The 20,990-nt window shown below is 71.0% G+C and carries 17 protein-coding genes and 3 pseudogenes; 5 read left to right on the forward strand and 15 right to left on the reverse strand.

Features of this window, described 5'->3' with window-relative positions:
- Positions 1 to 61: 61 nt before the first annotated feature.
- Positions 62 to 475: a VOC family protein gene (locus ACZ5VQ_RS26075; RefSeq protein WP_469106985.1), complete on the reverse strand. Its 414-nt coding sequence runs from the start codon at positions 473 to 475 to the stop codon at positions 62 to 64.
- A 403-nt stretch (positions 476 to 878) separates the two neighbouring features.
- Here ACZ5VQ_RS26075 and ACZ5VQ_RS26080 point away from each other — a divergent pair.
- Positions 879 to 1,221, forward strand: a pseudogene (locus tag ACZ5VQ_RS26080) (DNA-binding protein); the annotation flags it as partial.
- 142 nt (positions 1,222 to 1,363) lie between these two features.
- On the forward strand, positions 1,364 to 1,927 hold the full coding sequence (locus ACZ5VQ_RS26085) for a hypothetical protein (RefSeq protein WP_469106986.1): 564 nt from the start codon (positions 1,364 to 1,366) through the stop codon (positions 1,925 to 1,927).
- Positions 1,928 to 1,952: 25 nt separating this feature from the next.
- Here ACZ5VQ_RS26085 and ACZ5VQ_RS26090 read toward each other — a convergent pair whose 3' ends face one another.
- On the reverse strand, positions 1,953 to 2,690 hold the full coding sequence (locus ACZ5VQ_RS26090) for a class I SAM-dependent methyltransferase (RefSeq protein WP_469106987.1): 738 nt from the start codon (positions 2,688 to 2,690) through the stop codon (positions 1,953 to 1,955).
- Positions 2,691 to 2,908: 218 nt separating this feature from the next.
- Between ACZ5VQ_RS26090 and ACZ5VQ_RS26095 the strand changes: the two genes are divergently transcribed.
- Entirely contained in the window at positions 2,909 to 4,504 is a 1,596-nt protein-coding gene (locus ACZ5VQ_RS26095) for an alpha-amylase family glycosyl hydrolase (RefSeq protein WP_469106988.1), read from the forward strand.
- Positions 4,505 to 4,604: 100 nt separating this feature from the next.
- Here the strand turns inward: ACZ5VQ_RS26095 and ACZ5VQ_RS26100 are convergent, their stop codons facing one another.
- The 5 genes and pseudogenes from ACZ5VQ_RS26100 to ACZ5VQ_RS26120 form a co-directional block, all read right to left on the reverse strand.
- Entirely contained in the window at positions 4,605 to 4,802 is a 198-nt protein-coding gene (locus ACZ5VQ_RS26100) for a hypothetical protein (protein WP_469106989.1), read from the reverse strand.
- Between the two features lie 49 nt (positions 4,803 to 4,851).
- Positions 4,852 to 6,144, reverse strand: a complete 1,293-nt coding sequence (locus tag ACZ5VQ_RS26105; RefSeq protein WP_469106990.1) for an RNA polymerase sigma factor — start codon at positions 6,142 to 6,144, stop codon at positions 4,852 to 4,854.
- Positions 6,141 to 6,482, reverse strand: coding sequence for a YciI family protein (locus tag ACZ5VQ_RS26110; RefSeq protein WP_469106991.1), 342 nt, complete (start codon positions 6,480 to 6,482; stop codon positions 6,141 to 6,143). The genes ACZ5VQ_RS26105 and ACZ5VQ_RS26110 overlap by 4 nt, the downstream gene beginning before the upstream one ends.
- 156 nt (positions 6,483 to 6,638) lie before the next feature.
- Positions 6,639 to 7,114 (reverse strand): annotated as a pseudogene (locus ACZ5VQ_RS26115) (cytochrome P450 family protein); the annotation flags it as partial.
- A gap of 123 nt (positions 7,115 to 7,237) precedes the next feature.
- Positions 7,238 to 8,449, reverse strand: coding sequence for a flavin-dependent monooxygenase (locus ACZ5VQ_RS26120; RefSeq protein ID WP_469106992.1), 1,212 nt, complete (start codon positions 8,447 to 8,449; stop codon positions 7,238 to 7,240).
- Positions 8,450 to 8,820: 371 nt separating this feature from the next.
- Between ACZ5VQ_RS26120 and rho the strand changes: the two genes are divergently transcribed.
- Together rho and ACZ5VQ_RS26130 are read left to right on the forward strand one after the other, a co-directional pair.
- Positions 8,821 to 9,963, forward strand: coding sequence for a transcription termination factor Rho (rho, locus tag ACZ5VQ_RS26125; RefSeq protein WP_362069142.1), 1,143 nt, complete (start codon positions 8,821 to 8,823; stop codon positions 9,961 to 9,963).
- A gap of 125 nt (positions 9,964 to 10,088) precedes the next feature.
- Positions 10,089 to 10,931, forward strand: a pseudogene (locus ACZ5VQ_RS26130) (D-alanyl-D-alanine carboxypeptidase family protein); the annotation flags it as partial.
- Between the two features lie 59 nt (positions 10,932 to 10,990).
- Here ACZ5VQ_RS26130 and ACZ5VQ_RS26135 read toward each other — a convergent pair.
- From ACZ5VQ_RS26135 to ACZ5VQ_RS26170, 8 genes are all read right to left on the reverse strand, one after another.
- Positions 10,991 to 12,391: a glycosyltransferase 87 family protein gene (locus ACZ5VQ_RS26135; protein ID WP_469106993.1), complete on the reverse strand. Its 1,401-nt coding sequence runs from the start codon at positions 12,389 to 12,391 to the stop codon at positions 10,991 to 10,993.
- Positions 12,388 to 13,794: a polyprenol phosphomannose-dependent alpha 1,6 mannosyltransferase MptB gene (gene mptB, locus ACZ5VQ_RS26140; RefSeq protein ID WP_469106994.1), complete on the reverse strand. Its 1,407-nt coding sequence runs from the start codon at positions 13,792 to 13,794 to the stop codon at positions 12,388 to 12,390. Before mptB ends, ACZ5VQ_RS26135 begins: the two co-directional genes overlap by 4 nt.
- A gap of 130 nt (positions 13,795 to 13,924) precedes the next feature.
- Positions 13,925 to 14,857 (reverse strand): glutaminase, encoded by a 933-nt coding sequence (locus ACZ5VQ_RS26145; protein WP_469106995.1) that lies wholly within the window; start codon positions 14,855 to 14,857, stop codon positions 13,925 to 13,927.
- A gap of 447 nt (positions 14,858 to 15,304) precedes the next feature.
- Complete coding sequence (gene aspA, locus ACZ5VQ_RS26150) at positions 15,305 to 16,702, reverse strand: aspartate ammonia-lyase (RefSeq protein ID WP_469106996.1); 1,398 nt, start codon at positions 16,700 to 16,702, stop codon at positions 15,305 to 15,307.
- 77 nt (positions 16,703 to 16,779) lie between these two features.
- Complete coding sequence (locus ACZ5VQ_RS26155) at positions 16,780 to 17,817, reverse strand: asparaginase (protein ID WP_469106997.1); 1,038 nt, start codon at positions 17,815 to 17,817, stop codon at positions 16,780 to 16,782.
- Complete coding sequence (locus tag ACZ5VQ_RS26160; RefSeq protein ID WP_469106998.1) at positions 17,814 to 19,265, reverse strand: amino acid permease; 1,452 nt, start codon at positions 19,263 to 19,265, stop codon at positions 17,814 to 17,816. The genes ACZ5VQ_RS26155 and ACZ5VQ_RS26160 overlap by 4 nt, the downstream gene beginning before the upstream one ends.
- Positions 19,262 to 20,005, reverse strand: coding sequence for a FadR/GntR family transcriptional regulator (locus ACZ5VQ_RS26165; protein WP_362069121.1), 744 nt, complete (start codon positions 20,003 to 20,005; stop codon positions 19,262 to 19,264). The genes ACZ5VQ_RS26160 and ACZ5VQ_RS26165 overlap by 4 nt, the downstream gene beginning before the upstream one ends.
- Positions 20,006 to 20,092: 87 nt before the next feature.
- Entirely contained in the window at positions 20,093 to 20,923 is an 831-nt protein-coding gene (locus ACZ5VQ_RS26170) for an undecaprenyl-diphosphate phosphatase (RefSeq protein ID WP_469106999.1), read from the reverse strand.
- Positions 20,924 to 20,990: the final 67 nt, after the last annotated feature.

The raw sequence follows: 20,990 nt of genomic DNA on the forward strand, positions 1-20,990 counted from the left end.
ACCGTCGGGTCGGCGGGACCTGGGACGGGCGTCCGGGCCCGGTTTCCTGCGGGTGGCCGGCTCAGGCCTGTGTCTCGCTGATGTTGACCATCCAGGGAATGCCGAACCGGTCCGTACACATGCCGAACACGTCGCCCCACATCTGCTTCTCGAGCGGGACGGCCACCGTGCCGCCGGAGGACAGCTTCTCCCAGTAGCCGCGCAGCTCGGCGTCGTCGTCACCGCTGAGGCTCACCGAGAAGTTGCCGCCCGGGGTGTGCTTCATGCCCGGCGGGGTGTCGGCGGCCATCAGCGTGAAACCGCTCGGGGTCTCCAGCATGCCGTGCATGATCTTGTCCGCTTCGGGGCTGTCCGCCATACCGGACTCCCCGAAGGTGTTCAGCGCCAGTGTGCCGCCGAGGACCTCCTTGTAGAACTCCAACGCCTGCCGGGCGTCACCGTCGAAGCTGATGTACGGATTGAGGCGCGAGGCCATGAAAACCTCCCAGATCGGGCCAAACAATCAGATCTGCGCAGACTAGCGCGGGCCACTGACAACGGCCCGTCGTGACCGATGGGGCGCGTGCGAAGGACAGGTGAACCGTGGGGGTCTCGCCGCACAGAACGCCTTTCGGCCAGGAGGCAGCCCGGGCCCGGGCGATCGGCTGGGACGGCCAGTTCCGGACGCTCCCGGCCCCGACTCTTGCGCCCGTACGGATCTCGCCGCACCTGACGCCGTCCTGACACCCTGCCGGGCAGGGCTCACGGGATTCGGGCCGCTCCCACGCTTACGCTCGCGCCGTGTTCAACGTGACCGGTCTGCTGAAACGCCTGGTGATCGGCCGGGCCAGGCACAGTGAAGAGCTCCGGGAGACGCTCCTGCCCAAACGGCTCGCCCTGCCGATCTTCGGGAGCACTGGGAGGAGTACGGCATCGAGGTGCCCCTCAAAGTCGTCGACTCGCCCTATCGCGAAGTGACGCAGCCGGTGGTCGAGTATGTGCGCTCGCTGCGGAGGGAGAGCCCGCGGGACGTCGTGGCCGTGTTCATTCCCGAGTACGTCGCCGGTCACTGGTGGGAGAACCTGCTGCACAACCAGTCGGCCCTCTGGCTGAAAGAGCCGTCTGCTGTTCACGCCCGGTGTGATGGTCATCAGCGTTCCCTGGCAGCCGAGCTCCTCGGCAGGCGTCGACCGTCCCACCCCCCGGGCACCGGGCTCGGTCCGCCGCGGCGAGCCCGCACCGGCGAAATGTGAACTACGAACGGTGACGGGTGGGTTGCATTCCGGACGGGCGCCGTACGACACGCGTCAATTTCGTCGGCCGGAGAGTCAGCGAAGCATCAAGTCGCTCCCACCGCGTGACGCGCGTGCCTACCGTCGCCGCCATGTCTCGACGTATCGAGGGGCCCGCGTCCGGTCGTTTCCCCGATGTGCCGGCGTACGACGACGGCACGTGGGTGCACGACCGCGCGTGGGCGGGCGAGGCGCGCTCGGCCGTGGGCTGTGCCGTGCTGATGCTGGGGCTGTTGCTGGTGTTCGACGCGGGTTCGGGACGGCTCACGGCGCTGCGGCTCCTGCTGTGGGCGACGCTGGCCTTCGTCCTGTTCGCCGTGCTGCTGCCCGCCCGCGTGTCAGCGTGCGACGGCGAGCTCGTGTGCCAGGGCCTGTTCGGGCACCGGTCCGTGTGCACGGACCGGCTCGTGGCGGTGTGCCGCTCGGACGGGGTGGCCCAACGCCTCGTCCTGCGCGACGAGTTCGGCGGACGCGTCGAGTTCGATCCCCGGGTCCTGGTCGGCAACCCCGCGCTGTGGCGGCTCCTGGACGAGGGCGCGCGGGCCTCGGCGGCAGGCGGCTCGCTCGTCTGCGGTACGACGGAGCTGCGGCGCCTGTCGGAACGGCTCGACCGGGAGACGGCTCGGACGGTGTTCCGGATCTCCGGGCTCGAATAGCCGCTCCCGGTGTCCCCGGCCGCAGCTACTCCGCGCTCCCCGGCTTCCTCGCCGCCACCATCCGGCAGCGGGGGCTGCCGTCACTCCTCCGCCCGAACTCGGGGAGGGCGTACAGCTCCACCGAGAAACCGGCGCGGACGAGTTCCCGTCGTACGTAGTCGAGGCGGAACTCCCGGTAGTACATGACGAATTGGGGCCGCCACAGGGCGTTCCTCACGCGCATCGCCGCGTCGAAGCCGAGCAGGGCCCAGTAGCCGCGTGAGCCGGGGCGGGCGGGGGCACCGATCGGGAACGCGAATCGTCCACCGGGCCGGAGCACGGAGTGGACCTGCGCGAACAGCCCCGGCAGTTCCCTGGGCAGGAAGTGCCCGAACGCCCCGAAGCTCACCACCAGGTCGAAGGCCGGCCCGAACGGGAGGGCCCGGGCGTCACCGCGTACCCAGGCGGTCGACGGCCCGCCGGGACGTGCCGCCCTTTCCCGTGCCACGGCGAGCATGCCGGTGCTGATGTCGACGCCGGTGACCTGCTCCCGGCACACCGTCCGCAGCACGTCCATGCCCGCACCGGTGCCGCAGCACAGGTCGAGTCCGCGCTGGAACGGGCCGATCCTCCTCAGCGCCCGGGCGACGGACCGCAGTACCGAGTCCGGCGTACGGAATGGGGTGTGGTCGAACTTCGGTGCGAGCAGGTCGTAGCCGTGCTCGACGGACGACAGTGCCTGTACGGCGAGTTCGCGGAACGTGGGGCCTTGCGGGGTGAACATGGCTGCTCAGCGTAGGCGTTCCACTGGGGTGCGGTGGTCTGTCTGTGAGTTCGTTGTGGCTGGGCGCGCCCACGATGGGGGTCCCCGCTTGAGCGAAGCCGAGAGTGAGGGAGGAGCCGCACAATGAGACAGCCCCGCGCCGCTCTGGGCGCCTCCCCCAAGCCTCTGGCCATGGCGCGGCCTTTCCCAGGCTTCGGTCACGCTGTCACTCTCCACCTATGACCTCCTTCCGTCCCGCACCCGCCTGGCTGGCCGATGCCGTGTTCTACCAGATCTATCCGCAGTCGTTCGCGGACTCGAACGGCGATGGGATCGGTGACTTCGACGGCATCGCCGAGCGCCTCGACCATCTGGCCTGGCTGGGGGTGAACACGGTCTGGCTGAACCCGTGCTTCGTTTCGCCGTTCGGGGACGCGGGGTACGACGTCGCCGACTATCTCAACGTGGCTCCGCGCTACGGATCCAACGACGACCTGGCGAAGCTCGTGGACCGGGCGGGCCGCCGCGGCATCCGCGTGCTCCTCGACCTGGTCGCCGGGCACACCTCCGCCGAGCACCCGTGGTTCAGGGCCTCGGCGAACGACCCGGACGACCATCGCTACATCTGGGCGCCGGAGGGCCAGTCAAGGGTCACGCCGGAGGGCTTCGTGGCCTCGCCGGGGAGTCGGCCTGGCGCGTATCTGCCGAACTTCTTCGACTTCCAGCCGGCCCTCAACTTCGGTTACGCACGCGAGAATTCGGCCGAGCCGTGGCGGCAACCGGTGGACGCGGAGGGTCCGCGCGCCAACCGGGAAGCCCTGCGCACGGTCATGGACCACTGGCTGAGCCTCGGCCTCTCGGGCTTCCGCGTCGACATGGCCGCCTCGCTCGTCAAGGACGACCCGGACAAGGCCGGTACGAGCGGGATCTGGACGGAGCTGCGTCACTGGCTGGACCGTACGCACCCGGACGCGGTGCTGCTGTCGGAGTGGGGCGAGCCCGAGGTGTCGGTCCCGGCGGGGTTCCACACGGACTTCTTCCTCCACTTCGGCGGCCCCACCGACGGCCTGGCGCTACGCTCGCTGTGGAGCAACGGCACCGGCACCGTCAATGACACCTGGGACCCGCTCGACTGCTTCTTCGACCCGAGCGGCCAGGGCTCGCCCCGCCCCTTCGTCGAAGCCTGGCAGCGGGCTTCGTCCGCCCTGGGCGGCAGTGGCTTCATCTCCCTGCCCACCGCCAACCACGACTTCTCCCGCCTCAACTGCGGCCCCCGCACGGCCGAACAGCTCCCCGCCGCCTTCGCCTTCCAGCTCACCTGGCCCACGCTCCCCGCCATCTACTACGGCGACGAGATCGGCATGCGCTACATCCCGGACCTCCCCGACACCGAGGGCAGTGTGCTCGGCCCGCGTTACAACCGGGCGGGCTCCCGCACCCCCATGCAGTGGGACGACGGCCCCAACGCGGGCTTCTCGACGTCCGACCACCCCTACCTCCCGGTCGACCCCGCCCCCGACCGCCCCACCGTCGCCGCCCAGCGCGCCGACGACACGTCCCTCCTCCATCTCGTACACCGTCTCATCACCCTCCGCACGACGACCCCGGAACTCGGGTCGGGCGGCTCGGTCGAGGTCCTGCACGCCGGATACCCGTTCGTGTACGTACGCGGCGGCCGGTATCTCGTGGTCGTCAACCCTCAGCAGCGGCAGGTGAGTTACCGCCTCGACGGCGTGCGGCCCGGCCGAGCCCTGGAGTCGTCCGGTGTCGCGATCGACGGCGACACCATCACGGCTCAGGGCTTCGGGTTCGGGATCTTCGACGTGACCGGGTAGTCCGGCCGTCGGAGCACGGCGAGGGCATGCCGGCGGCACGGATCGGGGCCGGGGCCGGCGGTCGCGCCGGTCCGGACTTCTGGTGTCGCGGGGACATGGCTCAGCTCCCCAGCCGGAGGCCCGCGAGCCAGACGTCCGGGCCGCTGTCACGCCCGTCGCCGCCCGGGCTGTGATCGGCCGACGGTTTCGCCGCGTGGGGCACAGGCCGCCGGCGCCGCCGCCGCGGCGACAGCAGGGCGAGTAGCTTGTCGGTGCGCCGGATGGGCGCGGCGGGCGTGGTGGGGTCGGTGGCGGTCATCGGAGCCTCCGGTGTCGTCGGGTGCTTTCACCCCACCGACGAACCGTTCCTACGCCGATCGACACTCCGCGAGGCGCTTTTCCAGAAATCGCCGCTCGGCGTCGTTCTCCACCAGTTCCAGGGCCTTCTCGTACGCCTCGGCCGCTTCACTCATGCGTCCCGTGCGCCGCAGGAGGTCCGCTCGCGTGGCGGGCAGCAGGTGGTACCCGGCCAGGTCGCCCGCCTCCTCCAGCTCCGTCACCAGGGCCAGACCGGCCTCGGGGCTCTCGGACATGCCGACGGCCACCGCGCGGTTCAGCCGGACGACGTCGGACGGCACGTGGCGCGCCAACTCCCCGTACAGCGCGGCGATGTCGGCCCAGTCCGTCTCCTCGGCGGTGGCGGCGGTGACATGGCAGGCCGCGATGGCGGCCTGGATCTGGTAGGGCCCCGGCCGCCCGCGGCGCAGCGCCGTCTCCAGCAGGGCGGCGCCCTCGTCGGCCTCCGCCCGGTCCCAGGCCGTACGGTCCTGGTCCTCCAGGGTGACCAGGTCACCCGCCGCGTCCACGCGGGTGTTCCGCCGGGCGTCGTGCAGCAGGAGAAGCGCGAGCAGGCCGAGGACCTCGGGCTCGTCCGGCATGAGCCGGGCCAGCACCCGGGCGAGCCGGACGGCCTCCGCGCAGAGGTTCCTCCGCAGGAGATCGGCGCCGGACGTGGCCGCGTACCCCTCGTTGAACAGCAGGTACACCACGCCCAGCACGCCGGTCGTCCGCTCGGGCAGCAGGTGCGCGGGCGGTACGCGGTAGGGGATGCCCGCGTTGCGGATCTTCCGCTTGGCGCGCACGAGGCGTTGCGCCATCGTCGCCTCGGGGACGAGGAACGCGCGGGCGATCTCGGGCGTGGTGAGCCCCGCGAGGGTGCGCAGGGTCAGGGCGACCCGGGCCTCGATGGGCAGCGCGGGATGGCAGCAGGTGAAAAGCAGCCGCAGCCGGTCGTCCGTCACTCCGCTGTCGTCGTCGAAGTCCGGGTCCTGCGGGTCGAAGGGTCCCCCGTCCCGTGCCAGCACCGCCGCCTCCCGCAGTTTCGCCGCCCCCACCGCCTCCCGGCGCAGCACGTCCATGGCGCGGTTGCGCGCGGTCGTGGTCAGCCAGGCGCCGGGGCGGCGCGGTACTCCGTCGCGCCGCCACCGGTCGAGGGCCTGGGCGAAGGCGTCCTGCGCGCATTCCTCGGCGAGGTCCCAGTCGCCGGTCACCCTGATCAGGGTGGCGACGACCTGGCCCCATTCCTCGCGGAAGGCGGCGGCGACGGCCTCCTCGACGCCGTCCGCGCCTTCGATGCCGTCCGCGCCTTCGTTCTCGTTCACTCCCAGACCGGCCGCACCTCCACCGAACCGCCGCCGAGCGCGGCGGGATGCCTGGACGCCAGCGCGATGGCCTCGTCGAGGTCGGCGACCTCGATGATGTCGAAACCGGCGACATACTCCTTGGACTCCACGAACGGCCCGTCGCTGAGCAGGACTTCGTCGCCCTGGACACGCACGGTGGTGGCGTCGGTCGCCGGCCGCAGCCGTGCGCCGCCCTTCACCACGCCGCTGGTGCGGACCTCGTCGATGTACGCGGTGAAGCGGGGGTCGTCGGCGATCTCCTCGGGGCTGAGCTCCTCGCCGCCGACGGGGGTGCAGATGAACATCACGTACTTCATGACCGGTCCTCCTCGATTCCCTCAGTTCCTGGTCCCTGCACCCCACCGACGAACGGACCGGCGCCGGATCGACACATCCCATGATTGTTCGGGCGAGCGGACTTCACACCCCCGGTGGCACCCGTACGGGAAGCGCCCGGACGCTCCAGCGGGGCGCGTGCCCCGGGGAATCACGGTCCCGTCGACCGTCAGGTCCCGCACGGGATGGCGGAAGGGGAAGTAGCTGACGGGCGCGTCCCAGCGCAGGGTCTCCTCGACGACATCCGCCCAGCTCGCTTCGCCCCTCGTGACCCGCTCGGCAGCGGCAGCGCGAAGTGTTCGCGCAGGTCGGCCACTCCCCCGCCCTCTTCGGCCGCGCGGTGCAGGCCGTCGAGCAGTCCGTCCGTCAACTCCTCGATCCTGGGCCGCAGTTTCTCGACCCGCCGGGCGGTGAACGCCTTGCTGACCAGTGAGCGCGGCCGCCGGTGGTCGTCGCCGTCCGCGGTCGTCATCCCTCGTAGGGTCGCGAAGGTCGTCAAGGGCCATCCCTTGGCTGTCCGCCCCTCCCGCAGCGCGGTGAAGTGCCTGGTGTCCTTGGCGACTTCGGGGTGGGCGAGGAACTCCTTCAGCGCCTCGTGTCCGAGGACCGCCATGCCCTCCGCACCGCCGGGCAGGACGACCGACGCGACGGCGCCGCGCGCGAGGAGGCGCGCGTTGTCGGCGTGCGGGCAGCCGCCGTCCGTGACCGTCACAGGAAGCGTGGCCGTCCGTGATCGTCACAGGAAGGGGGTGCCCGGGTCGACTCCCGACAGGACGCGGCCGTAGATCTCCAGATTGGTGGCCGGGTTGACGAAGGAGTGCAGGGACAGGGCGTTGATGTCGCGGGCGATGCGCTGCATGGGCACCTCCTGCTGGAGCGAGGAGGCACCGGCGGCGGAGGCGAGCAGATCTACGGCCTCCTTGCAGAGGCGGGTCAGATAGCCGCTCTCGGCACGGATCCTGGCCCGCTCCGCCAGGGTGTACGGGGAGCCGTCGCGGGCCTTGGTCTCGATCTCGGCCGTCAGCTGGGCGGCCACCAGCTCGGCACCGGAGATCCTCATCTCCGCCTCGGCCGCCTGGAGATGCGTGACGGTGGCCTCGTTCTGCCGCTCGTAGAAGGTATACGTGATGCCGCGCCGGTGGATGCGCTCGCCGAACTCCGTCATCGCCGCCCGGGCCAGGCCCAGTGCCACCGGCGCGGCCCAGGCACAGAACAGCAGCAGCACGGGCATCCGGTAGAAGGGATCGTCCGCGTTGGCCTTCGACGGGATCTGCCCGGCGAGCATCGGACCGACCGGAAGCACGCGATGAGCGGGCACGGGAATGTTCCGGGCCACGACGGTGTTGCTGCCAGTACCGGCGAGACCCGTGACATGCCAGTCGTCCAGGATCTCCAGCTCGGACATCGGCACCGCGGCCCAGACCATCTCGGGCGGCCCTTCCGGCGGCGATCCGTCGGCGGGCACGACCGCGGCCGTCAGCAGATGCCAGTCCGCGTGATGACAGCCGGTCGCGAAGGCCGAGGCGCCGTCCACCCGATAGCCCCCGTCGTACGGCACCGCCGTGGCGCCGGGGACGAGCGTGCCGCCGATCCTCGCGTCGGGGCCGCTCGGGCCGGTGAAGAAGTCGTCCTGCGCCTCGTCGGGGAAGAGCGCCGCGATGTACGAGACCCCCGCCTGACTCAGTGTCATCCACGCCGTGGAGCCGCACTCGACGGCGATCTCCGCGAAGGCGTCGACCTGTGTGCGCAGCGGGGTCTGGTAACCGCCGTAGCGACGCGGGACGTTCATCCGGTGGATGCCGGTGCCGGTCAGCGCGGCGACGACCTCGTCGGGCACGCGCCGTTCCCGCTCGGCCCGCAGCGCGTTCCGCCGGATCAACGGCCGCAGTTCCCTTACGCGTTCGACGATCCCGGCATCGACCATGCCGACCACCGTGACGTGAGGCATCTCCCCTGTCAACGCCCTGGGATCCGGCCGTCCGGCCCCCGCTGGAGGGAGTAGTGCTACAGTGCCACCAGCACTTGTGTACGCCCCCTTCTCGGGCGCCGGTGCCGAAACACCTCTCATCCAGCTGATCAGCCCGTCCCTTCCGACCGGCGAAACAGCTTCTCCGCACCACCTCTCCTCGTACAGGTACACCGCGTGCGAGTCGTGCGACTCCTACGACGTGTCCAGCCACGGGCCTTCCCGTCCGCCGTACGCGGCGCGGCACGAGAGGTGATGCCTCCGCCGAGCCGGGGTGTGTCCATACCGCCCCCGATCCGGCCTCTCCCCCATCCCTCATGACCACATGAACCGTCCGCGAAAGGACACCCACCATGACCACCACACTCGAACGCCCGCCCACTCCCGTCACACAGGAGCAGGCCACCGGCGTACTCGACATCACCTCGAACGGGCAGGGCCACCTGCGGGCCCGGAGCCTGCTTCCCGGGCCCTCCGACCTTCAGGTCTCCGCCGCGCTGATCCGCCGACACGGACTGCGCAAGGGCGACCTCGTCGAAGGCGTACGCGGCAAGCAGCGAGCCCTCACCGAGATCCAGCGGGTCAACGGCCTGCCGGCAGCTGACCTGAGCGGCCGCCCGCACTTCCATGACCTGACCCCGCTGCACCCGCGTGAGCGGCTGCAGCTCGAACACCCGGCGGGCGGTGCGACCACCCGCCTCATCGACCTGGTCGCGCCGATCGGCAAGGGCCAGCGCGGCCTGATCGTCGCCCCGCCCAAGACCGGCAAGACCGTGCTGCTCCAGCAGCTGGCCGCCGCCGTCGCCGGCAACCACCCCGAGGCCCATCTGATGGTGGTACTCCTCGACGAACGGCCCGAGGAAGTCACCGACATGCGCCGTTCCGTACGGGGTGAGGTGCTCGCCTCCACCTTCGACCAGGCTCCCAAGCAGCACATCGCGCTCGCCGAGCTGGCCGTGGAGCGCGCCAAGCGGCTGGTCGAGGCCGGCCAGGACGTCGTGATCCTCCTCGACTCGCTCACCCGGCTGTGCCGGGCGCACAACAACGCCGCCGCCACCAGTGGCCGCACCCTCAGCGGCGGTGTCGACGCGGCCGCGCTGCACGGGCCCAAGCGGTTCTTCGGGGCCGCGCGCCTCACCGAGGAGGGCGGCTCGCTCACCATCATCGCCACCGCCCTCGTGGAGACCGGCTCCCGAGCCGACGACTACTACTTCGAGGAGCTCAAGAGCACCGGCAACATGGAGCTCCGCCTGGACCGCAACCTCGCGTCCCGACGGATCTTCCCCGCCGTCGACATCACCCCGTCCGGCACCCGCCGCGAGGAACTCCTCGTCCCGGCCGCCGAGTTGGGGGCCGTACGAGGCCTGCGGCGCGCCCTGCTCTCCCGCGGGGACGCACAGGCCGGCCTTGAGACGCTCCTGGACAAGCTGCGTCGCACCCCGGACAACGCGACGTTCCTGCGGCAGGTCCAGCCGACCGTGCCCACCGGCCAGTAGAGGTCGACCTCGCGGGCCCGCCCCGGACCGGGCAGACCCAGGGACGCTGCGGCATCCGGGTGCTCGATGCCGCCGCCCGGCCCGGGCAGCCGGGGATGTGACCTGCGCGTTCCTAGGTTGGCGGTATGACAATCGGATTTCCTTCGCGTGCGGCCGTCTGCTGCTCCGCCGCCTGCGTGGTGGGCGTGCTGGCCTTCGCGCCGAGAACGGCCGCCGCCCACGACGGAGCCGCCCCGGCCACTCCCCATGTCTCCGCGTCGAAACCCGCCACCGCGCGGCCCTCGGCGCTGGACCGGCCCGGGACCCAGGTACGGCCCCGGGCCGGAGCGCCCAGGGTGCCGCAGGACGTCTCCGCCCGGTCGTGGGTGGTGGCCGACGCCGAGACCGGCGACGTGCTCGCCGCACACAACGCCCATCTCAGGCTGCCGCCCGCCAGCACGTTGAAGACCCTCTTCGCGCTGACCGTGCTGCCGGTGCTGCCCGCAGCGGTCCGGCACACCGTCACAGCGGAGGAACTGGCGGGCGTCGGCCCCGGCAGCAGCCGGGTCGGCATCGCCGCGGGGCACACCTACAGCGCCGCCGACCTGTGGCGGGGCGTCTTCCTGAACTCCGGAAACGACGCCGTGCACGTACTGGCCGAGATGAACGGCGGCTGGCGCAGTACGGCCGCCCAGATGCAGGCCAAGGCCCAGTCCCTGGGCGCCCGCGACACGCGGGTCGTCTCGCCCGACGGGTACGACACGCCGGGCCAGGTGTCGTCCGCGTACGACCTGGCCGTCTTCGGGCGCGCCGGGCTGCGCAACGCGGACTTCGCGCGGTACGCCGCCACCGTCCGCGCCGAGTTCCCGGCCGACGGCTGGTCGTTCGAGATCCAGAACACCAACCGGCTGCTCACCGGCGCCGACGGGGTCGCGCCCTATCGGGGGCTCGTCGGCGTCAAGAACGGCTACACCTCCCAGGCGGGCAACACGCTCGTCGCCGCCGCGCGCCGGGACGGGCGCACCCTCGTCGTCACGGTGATGGACCCTCAGGCGGGCGGCGGGTTCACCGTGTACGAGGAGGCGCGCTCACTGCTCGACTGGGGCTTCGGGGCCGTCGGGCGTGTCGAACCGGTGGGCTCGCTCCTGCCGCCGCGCCGCGTGTCGACGGCGGGCCCGGCGGCAGTGCCCGCGGCCATGGCGGTCGAGGACGCCTCCGTCGGCTGGCTGGCGGAGGCGGGGACCCTCGCGGGCGCCGCCGGACTCGGCGCGGGTGCCGTGTCGCTGGTCCTGCGCCTCCACGGCGGGCGGTTCACCCGTGCCTGACCGACGGGCAGCCCGAGGAGCAGGCCGAGGGTGATCCACACGTAGGTGTTGCTTCCGACGAAGCCGTCGATGCCGGACGCGTCGTCGAACCACAGCCACACCACACTGCTGCACAGCAGGACGTACAGGCCCCCGGCGATCCACAGCAGACGTCTGCGCCCGAGCCCCTCCCCGAACAGGATCGCGAGCGACGGCAGCAGCCAGACGAGGTGATGCACCCAGGTGATCGGGCTGAGGAGACAGGCGGCGAGCCCGGTGAGGGCGAAGGCGCCGAGGACGTCGTCCGCTGCCAGGGCCCGGCGCGCGCGCCACACCCACACGCCGAGCACGGCCAGCGCCGCCAGCGCCCAGGCGGCGCGGCTCGGTTCGGCGGGGTCGGCGAGCCGGGCCAGTACGCCTTGCAGCGACTGGTTGGAGACGTAGTCGAGGCGGCCGATGCGGGTGGTGTCCCAGACCGCCTCGGTCCAGTAGAAGCGGGAGGCGTCGGGCATGACCCAGGCCGCGAGTGCGGTGGCTGCCGCGGCGACGCCCACCGCGGTCCCGGCGGCTCGCCAACGTCCGGCGAGGAGCAACAGGACGATGAAGATCGCGGGCGTCAGCTTGATCGCGGCGGCGAGCCCGATCCCGACACCGGCCCAGCGCGCACGGCCCGTCGACAGCAGCCAGGCGTCGCCGAGGACAAGAGCCAGGAGCACGAGGTTGACCTGGCCGAAGCTGAAGGTGTCGCGGACCGGTTCGAGCAGGGCGAGCAGACAGACCGTGACGGCGAGCCCGAACCAGCCGTGCCGGCGCAGCCTCTCCCCCGCCAGGACGTGCAGGACGAAGGCCGTCGCGGCGAGGTTGAGCACCAGGCCCACGGCGATCGCGGCGTTCAGGGCGAGCAGCGCCATCGGCAGCATGCTGACCGCGGCGAACGGCGGATACGTGAAGCCGTACTCGGTCCCCGGCACCCGGTAGTCGTAGACGCTGCCGCCGTGGTGGATCCAGGCGTCCACGGCCCCGTGGTAGACCCGCAGGTCGAACCAGTCCCGCAGGAGCGGCACGGTCGCGGTGAACACGGCCACGGCTGTGGCGAGGGCGAGCACAAGGAGCAGCCGCCCGCGATCTGTGCTGGTCATCTTCATGCGGTCCGCCCCAGGACGGGTGCGTTCGTCGTCTGGTGGGCCTGCCAGAGCACGACCAGCGCGAGCATCCCGCCGGACACCGCCAGGGCCAGCTGCTCGGCGTCCGGCGGACCGCCGCTGGGCAGGACCGCGAGCGCGAGCGCCCCGGTCACGGCGGCGACCCGGTGGCGTACGGAGGTGCTGGGCGCTGCCGCGGCGATGAGGAACAGCCCCCACAGCGCGTACCAGGGGCGGATGGCCGGGCCCAGCACGGCCACCGTCGCCAGGCTGAGGCCCAGCGCGTAGACAGGGCTGAGGCGGGGGCGGCGCAGCCATATGACCAGTACGGCGACGGCGGTGGCCGCGAGTCCGAGGGCGTGCCAGGCGGGCAGCGCGAAGGGTGCGAGATCGCTGCCCAGGCCTTGGAGAAGGGCACCTGTGGCACGGCCGAGGACGCTCGTGGGCGACAGGTTCTCCGGCGACACGGGCGTCTTGAGGGCGCCTATCCAGCCGTATCCCGTACCGGCGGCGGCCGTTGCGGCGACGGTGGTGGCCGCTGCGGCGGCCGCCGTCGTGGCGATGGCTCTCCCCATGCTGCGGCCGGCCCGCACCTGGAGGGCCACGACGGCCGCGAGGCCGAGCAGCGCGGGGACCTTGACGAGGGCCGCGAGCGTGACGAGCACGGCGCCCAGGACGGGCCACCGGCCGAGTGCCGCCACCAGTCCCGCGCCCAGCAGGCCGAGCATGATGGCGTCGTTGTGCGCTCCGGCGACGAGGTGCAGCAGCACGAGCGGGTTGAGCGCGCCGAGCCACAGCGCGGCGGCCGGATCGGCTCCGCTGTGCCTGGCCAGCCTCGGCAGCGCGGCCGCCATCAGCGCCACGCCGAGCAGCGCGACGACCCGCATGCCGAACAGCCCTGCGGGCACCTCGCCCCGGGTCAGCCCGGACAGCGCGGAGGAGACCGCGAGGAAGACCGGTCCGTACGGTGTCGCAGTCCGCTGCCACACGGGGGCGACCTCGTCCGCGAGCGGTCCGCCGAGTATGGCGGGGCCGTGCGTGTAGACGTCGATGTGCGCGTCGACCATCGCGCCCTGTGCGAGATAGCTGTAGACGTCACGGCTGAACAGGGGCGGCGCGAGGAGCAACGGCGTGGCCCACACGGCGAGTACGACCAGCAGCGCTCGCGGACTCGGTGGCTCTGGCCCCCGGATCACGCGCCCCAGCAGACCCCAGGCCGCTATGAGCAGCACCACTCCGAAGTACACGCCGACCAGCCCGAGCGCCGCCCGTCCGGACGCGAGGGCCGGCAACTCCCTTACGGGCAGCGCTCCGGCCGTCTCGCCTCCCAGTGCGAGGACGACCGAGCCAGTGAGCCCGAGCAGTTGACAGCGACGCAGATCGACGGAGAAACCCTTGGCCAACACTCGGTCAGCGTGTCAACGCGGGGTGGCCGGAAAGCGACGCCTCTCCCTCTGAGCGGCAGCCGCAGCATGGCCGCCGTCTTACCGGACGGCGGCCGTCTCTTCGAGCTGTCGGACGTTCCCGTCGAACCGGCTAGAACACGGACACGCCTGTGAGAGTCGTGAAGCGGTCCAGGGCTGTTACTCCCGCCACCGAGTTGCCCCGCTCGTCCAGGCCCGGGCTCCAGACGCAGAGCGTGCAGCGGCCGGGGACGACGGCGATGATGCCGCCGCCGACGCCGCTCTTGCCGGGCAGGCCCACGCGGTAGGCGAAGTCGCCCGCCGCGTCGTACGTGCCGCAGGTGAGCATGATCGCGTTGACCTGCTTGGACTGGCTCTGGGTCAGCAGGCGCGTGCCGTCGGAGCGGATGCCGTGGCGGGCGAGGAAGCCGGTGGCGAGGGCGAGGTCGGCGCAGGAGGCCTCGATGGAACACTGGTGGAAGTACTGGTCCAGGAGGACCGGGACCGGGTTCTCGATGTTCCCGTACGACGCCATGAAGTGGCCCAGCGCGGCGTTGCGGTCGCCTCGGGTGGCCTCGGAGGCGGCGACGTCCTTGTTGATGGCGAGTTGTTCGTTGCCGCTCTCCGCGCGCAGGAAGTCGAGGAGGGTGTCCGCGGCGTTGCCGGTCCGGGTGTGGAGGCGGTCGGTGACGACGAGGGCGCCGGCGTTGATGAAGGGGTTGCGGGGGATGCCGTTCTCGTACTCCAGCTGTACCAGGGAGTTGAAGGGGTTGCCGGAGGGTTCGCGGCCGACGTGTTCCCAGAGCTCGTCGCCCTCTCGGGCCAGGTCCAGGGCGAGGGTGAAGACCTTGGTGATGGACTGGGTCGAGAACGGCTTCCGCCAGTCGCCGACGCCGTACACCGTGCCGTCCAGCTCCGCGACCGCCATGCCGAACCTGTGCGGGTCGCATGCCGCGAGCGCCGGGATGTAGTCGGCCGGGCGGCCGCGGTCGGGGGCGTCCGCGATCTCGGCGGCGATGCGCTGCAGAACCGGCTGGAAGGTCAGGGGCGAGCTCATGATCACCATTGTGACGCCGGTTCGCTCCGTGGGGGTGGTGCCGGTACGTATATGGGTGCGGGTTGGTCGTGGCGGGGTGCGCGGTTCCTCGCGCCCCTAAAAGATGCGCCAGCCGTTGAGTTCTCGGGTCGGGGCCGCGACGGGGCATCCGATCGCAGCTGTGTCGTCCCGGGCCATCAGGTTGCCCTCGGGAGGTCGTGCTGCGATCGGAAACCCCGACACGACCCCTTCGCCCGGCGGGCGGCAACCGGAGGGGTAGGGGGCACTTGAGAGAGGGGCTTACGCCCCTGATCTTTTAGGGGCGCGAGGAACCGCGCACCCAGCGACGACCCACCCGCACCTACGCATCCGACCTCAGCCACGCTTTCAGGGGCGCGGGGAACGGCGCAGTCTTTGGCTTTTAGGGGCGCGGGGAACTGCGCGGCCAGCACCGACCGACCCGCACCCCCCGCCGCCTCAGACCCGCTGGGAGCCCGCCAGGACCTCCGGGCGGAGCAGCGCCGCCAGGTGGTCCGCCGGGAGTAGGCCCTTTTCCAGGACCAGCTCGGCGACGCCGCGCCCGGTGGCGAGGGCCTCCTTCGCGATGTCCGTCGCGGCCGAATAGCCGATGTGGGGGTTGAGCGCGGTGACCAGCCCGATCGAGTTCTCCACGGTCACCCGCAACGCCTCCGTGTTCGCCGTGATCCCGCTGACGCACCGCTCGGCCAGCGTCATGCAGGCCGCACGCAGATGCATCAGGCTCTCGGACAGCGAGTGCAGAATGATCGGCTCGAACGCGTTCAGCTGCAGCTGCCCGGCCTCCGCCGCCATGGTGATCGTCACGTCGTTTCCGATCACCTCGAAGGCGACCTGGTTCACGACCTCGGGAATCACCGGATTCACCTTGCCGGGCATGATGCTCGAACCGGCCTGCACGGGCGGCAGGTTGATCTCGTTCAACCCGGCCCGCGGACCGGACGACAGCAGCCGCAGGTCGTTGCAGCTCTTGGAGAGTTTCACCGCGATCCGCTTCAGCACCCCGGACATCTGGACGAACGCGCCGCAGTCCTGGGTCGCCTCGACCAGATTCGCCGCCGTCACGAGCGGCAGGCCGGTGATGTCGGCGAGGTGCCGGCGCGCCGCCTCGGCGTATCCGGCGGGCGCGTTGAGCCCGGTACCGATCGCCGTCGCACCCAGGTTGATCTCGTGGATCAGCTCGACGGCCTCGGCGAGCCGGCTGCGGTCCTCGTCCAGCATCACCGCGTACGCCGAGAACTCCTGCCCGAGTGTCATCGGCACGGCGTCCTGCAACTGCGTACGCCCCATCTTGAGGACGTCACGGAACTCCAGTGCCTTGGCCGCGAAGGCGTCCTGCAGCACGGACATCGCCTTCAGCAGCTCGCGCACCGCGAACACCGTGGCGACCTTGACGGCCGTCGGGTAGACGTCGTTGGTCGACTGCCCGAGGTTGACGTCCTCGTTCGGGTGCAGGAACCCGTACTCGCCCTTGGCGTGACCGAGAAGCTCCAACGCCCGGTTCGCGACCACCTCGTTGGCGTTCATGTTGGTCGAGGTGCCGGCCCCGCCCTGGATGACGTCGACGACGAACTGGTCGTGCAGCTTCCCCTCCCGGATCTCCCGGCAGGCCGCCACGATCGCGGCCGCCTTGCGGGGCGCCAGCAGCCCGAGGTCCTCGTTGGCGCGGGCGGCGGCCTCCTTGACGGCGGCCAGCGCCTCGATCAGGTGCGGGTACGCGGAGATCGGCATCCCCGTGATGGGGAAGTTCTCCTTGGCACGCAGGGAGTGGACCCCCCAGTACGCCTCGGCTGGGACGTCACGGTCGCCGAGCAGGTCGTGCTCGCTGCGAACTGTCATGTCGGTGCGTTTCTTTCTTCTGGAGAGGGTGGGGCCGGACTGTGCACGTCGTGTGTCCGGCGGATCCGTTGGATCCCTCAGGGCGCCGCAGGCTCCGCGAGCGGGTCCAGTGCCCGGGCCGGGCGGATGCTCCCGACCACCGCGCCGCCGCCGAGGAGCGGCGCCCCGGCGAACTCGGTGAGCGCGGACGGGTCTACGCCGCAGCGGGCGAGCGCCGCCGCGGTGACCGGGATGCGGGCGCGGTCGGCGCCGTCCGCGATCTTCACGGCGACGGCCCGGCCGTCGGGGAGCGCGGCGACCTGTACGCCCTCGAAGCCGTCCTTGGTGAGCAGGCCCGGTACGGCCCGCATCAGCGCGGCGACGTCGCGGCCGGTGCCGGACGCCATCTCGGCGTGCTCGCGCATCGCGTCGGCGACCCGTGCCTCGGGAGTGCCAGGCGGGGCCGTCGTGATCCGGGCGGCGGCGCGGGCGAGCCCGTGCAGCGAGACGGAGAAGAGCGGGGCGCCGCAGCCGTCGACAGAGACCCGGGCGATGGCCTGGCCGGTCAGGTCCTCGATGATCTCCGCGATCGCCTGCTGGAGCGGATGCGCGGGGTCGAGGTAGTCGTCGAGCGACCAGCCGTTCAGGCGTGCCGTGTAGAGCATCGCGGCGTGTTTGCCCGAGCAGTTCTGCGCGAGCCGGGAGGGCAGTCGGCCCGCGCGGATCCAGTCCTCGCGGACGATCGGGTCGAAGGGCAGGTCCGTGACGTTGCGCAGATCGTCCTCGGCGAGTCCGGCGAGCTCCAAGATCCGCCGGGTGCCGGCGAGATGGCGTTCCTCGCCGGAGTGGCTGGCGGCGGCCAGCGAGAGGAGGTCTCCGTCGAGCGGCAGCCCGGCGCGCAGCATCGCCACGGCCTGCACCGGCTTGAGGGCCGAGCGGGGGTAGAAGGCCGCCTCGATGTCACCGATCTGCAGTTCCACGCTGCCGTCGGCGGCCAGCACGACCACCGACCCGTAGTGGATGCCCTCGATGACTCCGCCGCGTACGAGATGGGCGACGGGCGCGTGCAGCGGTTCCCGGATCGAGGGCGCCGCGGCGAGCGAGCAGCCGTAGTCGGCAAGGGCGTTGGGGCTCATGCGTCCACCTCGGGCTTGCGTATGGACTCGACCCGGCGGCGTACGCCGTACCAGCCGGCGACCAGCGCCGCCACGATCAGCGGCAGGCAGAGGACTGTGGTGCGGCCCGCTCCTCCGTCCGCGTACATGAGGACCAGTACGGAGGCGAGGAAGAAGAGGGTCACGAGTTCGGTCCAGGGCGAGCCCGGGAGGCGGTAGCTGGGGCGGTCCAGTTCGCCGTCCTCCGTCTTCCGCCAGAACTGCAGGTGACAGATCATGATCATGCCCCAGGTGGCGAGGATGCCGATCGCCGCGAAGTTCAGCACGATCTCGAACGCGTCGGCGGGGACGACGAAGTTGAGTCCGACGCCGAGTACACAGATACCGCTGGTCAGCAGGATTCCGCCGTATGGGACCTGGCTGCGGCTCATCACGGAGGTGAACTTCGGCGCCGAGCCGGACATCGACATGGAGCGCAGGATGCGGCCGGTCGAGTAGAGCCCGGAGTTGAGGCTGGACATGGCGGCGGTCATCACGACGAGGTTCATCACGCCGCCCGCGGCCGGGATGCCGATGTTGGAGAGCACGGTGACGAACGGGCTCTCTCCGGCGGTGTACTTGTTCCAGGGCAGCAGCATCGACAGCAGCAGAACGGAGCCGACGTAGAAGAGACCGACGCGCCACATGATCGAGTTGATGGCCTTCGGCATGATCTTCTCGGGGTTCTCGGTCTCGCCCGCCGCGACGCCCACCAGCTCGACGGAGGCGTAGGCGAAGACGACTCCCTGGACGATCAGCAGCATCGGCAGGAGACCGTTGGGGAAGAGACCGCCGTTGTCGGTGATCAGCGAGGGGCCGGGGGTGGTCCCGTCCACGGGGTTCTGGGTGACCAGCAGGAAGATGCCGATCAGCATGAAGGCGACGAGCGCGCCGACCTTGATGATCGCGAACCAGAACTCCAGCTCTCCGAAGATCTTCACGGAGATGAGGTTCACGGTCAGCACGACCGCGAGCGCGATGAGGGCGATCACCCACTGCGGAACGTCGGAGAACATGCCCCAGTAGTGGGTGTAGGTGGCGACCGCGGTGATGTCGGCGATGCCGGTGGTCGCCCAGTTCAGGAAGTACATCCAGCCCGCGGTGTACGCGCCCTTCTCGCCCAGGAACTCCCGGGCGTACGACACGAAGGCGCCGGACGAGGGCCGGTACAGGACGAGCTCGCCGAGGGCACGGACGACCAGGAAGGCGAAGACACCGCAGACGGCGTACGCGATGAAGAGCGAGGGTCCGGCGTCGGCGAGGCGGCCTCCGGCGCCGAGGAAGAGACCGGTACCGATGGCGCCGCCGATGGCGATCATGTTGACGTGCCGGGACTTCAGGGACTTGCTGTAGCCCGCGTCACCGGCGTCGACATGAACGGCGGCTTTCCGTGTCCGCCCTGTCTCTTTTTCGAGGGACTGCTCGCTCACGCCTTTGGTCCGCCTTCCGTGGGGGTGTCCGCGCCGTCCGTGTGCTCGGAGCGCACGATCGCGGTGAGGGTCGTCTCGACGCGGTCGAGGTGATGTGCCATGGCCTCGGTCGCGTCGTGTGCGCTGCCGTCGATCAGGGCCTCGACGATGGCGCGGTGCTCGCGGTTGGACTGCTCGCGGCGGCCGCCGAGTTCGTTGAGGAACGCCGACTGGCGGGCCAGCGCGTCCCGGATCTCCTCGATCACGCGGCGGAATACCGGGTTCTGGGCGGCCTGCGCCACGGCGAGATGGAAGAGCGTGTCCATGGCCACCCACGCGGTGGTGTCGGTCTCGCGCTCCATCCGGTCGAGGAGGTGTGCCAGGTGGTCGAGATCCTCGGGCGTGCGGCGCGCCGCCGCATAGCCCGCCACGGGGATCTCGACGTGCCGGCGGACCTCCAGCAGGTCGCTGGCCGCGTAGTCGCCGAAGGTGGGGTCCTCGACGGGTCCGTTGGACAGCACGAACGTGCCCTTGCCGGTCCGGGACACGGTCAGCCCCATGGTCTGCAGGGCCCGGAGGGCCTCCCGCAGCACGGGCCGACTGACCTCAAGACGCCGGCACAGCTCCGCCTCGGAGGGCAGCTTGTCCCCCACGGCGTACTCACCGCGCTCAATGGCACCACGAAGGTGCCCGAGCACCGCTTCCATGGCGCTGATACGCCTCGGCACCGAGCCAGCTGTCTGGCTGTCTGACAGGTTCACGGGGGTGATCCTGGGGGGAACGGGAGGTGGCTGTCAAGGGAGGCCCGTGGCGTGAGACCGGCCCGCGGGCCCCGCTCGCCCGGACGATCAGAGGACCCCGGAGCCCAGCAGCCCGAACAGCAACAACCCGATGATGATCCGGTAGATCACGAATGCGTTGAACGAGTGCTTCGCCACGAACCTCAGCAGCCACGCGATCGAGGCGTACGCCACCAGGAAGGACACTGCTGTCCCCACGGCCAGTGGGAGGGCGCCGGTGCCCGCGCCCAAGGCGTCCTTGAGTTCGTAGATGCCGGCGCCGGTGAGGGCCGGGATGCCGAGGAAGAAGGAGAGGCGGGTGGCGGCGACGCGGTCGAGGTCGAGGATCAGGGCGGTGGACATGGTGGCGCCCGAGCGGGAGAAGCCGGGGAAGAGCAGGGCCAGGATCTGTGAACTGCCCACCAGCATCGCGTCCTTGAACGAGGTGTCGTCCTCGCCGCGCTTGTGCCGGCCCATCCGGTCCGCCGCCCACATCACGCCACTGCCGACGATCAGGGAGCCCGCGACCACCCAGAGGGAGGCGAGAGGCCCCTCGATGAGCGGTTTGGCGGCCAGGCCGACGGCCACGATCGGGATCGTCGCGCAGATCACCCACCAGGCGAATTTGTAGTCGTGGTGGTATCGCTCGTCGGGGTCCCGCACGCCCCGGAACCAGGCCGAGACGATCCGCACGATGTCCTTGAAGAAGTAGACGAGCACTGCAGCGATGGCACCGACCTGGATGACGGCGGAGAAGCCGACGACGGCGTTGTCGTCGACGGGGATGCCCATGAGCCCCTCGGTGATCTTGAGATGGCCGGTGGAGGAGACGGGGAGGAACTCGGTCACCCCCTCGACGGCTCCGAGGACGACGGCCTGACCGACGGAGATGGCGCTCATGGGATCCAGTTCTGCTGGGCGGGCGTGCGGGCGGCGGCCGCGGCACGGGCAGGCAGCCGTACGTCGG

The organism is Streptomyces sp. NPDC033178 (assembly GCF_055577685.1).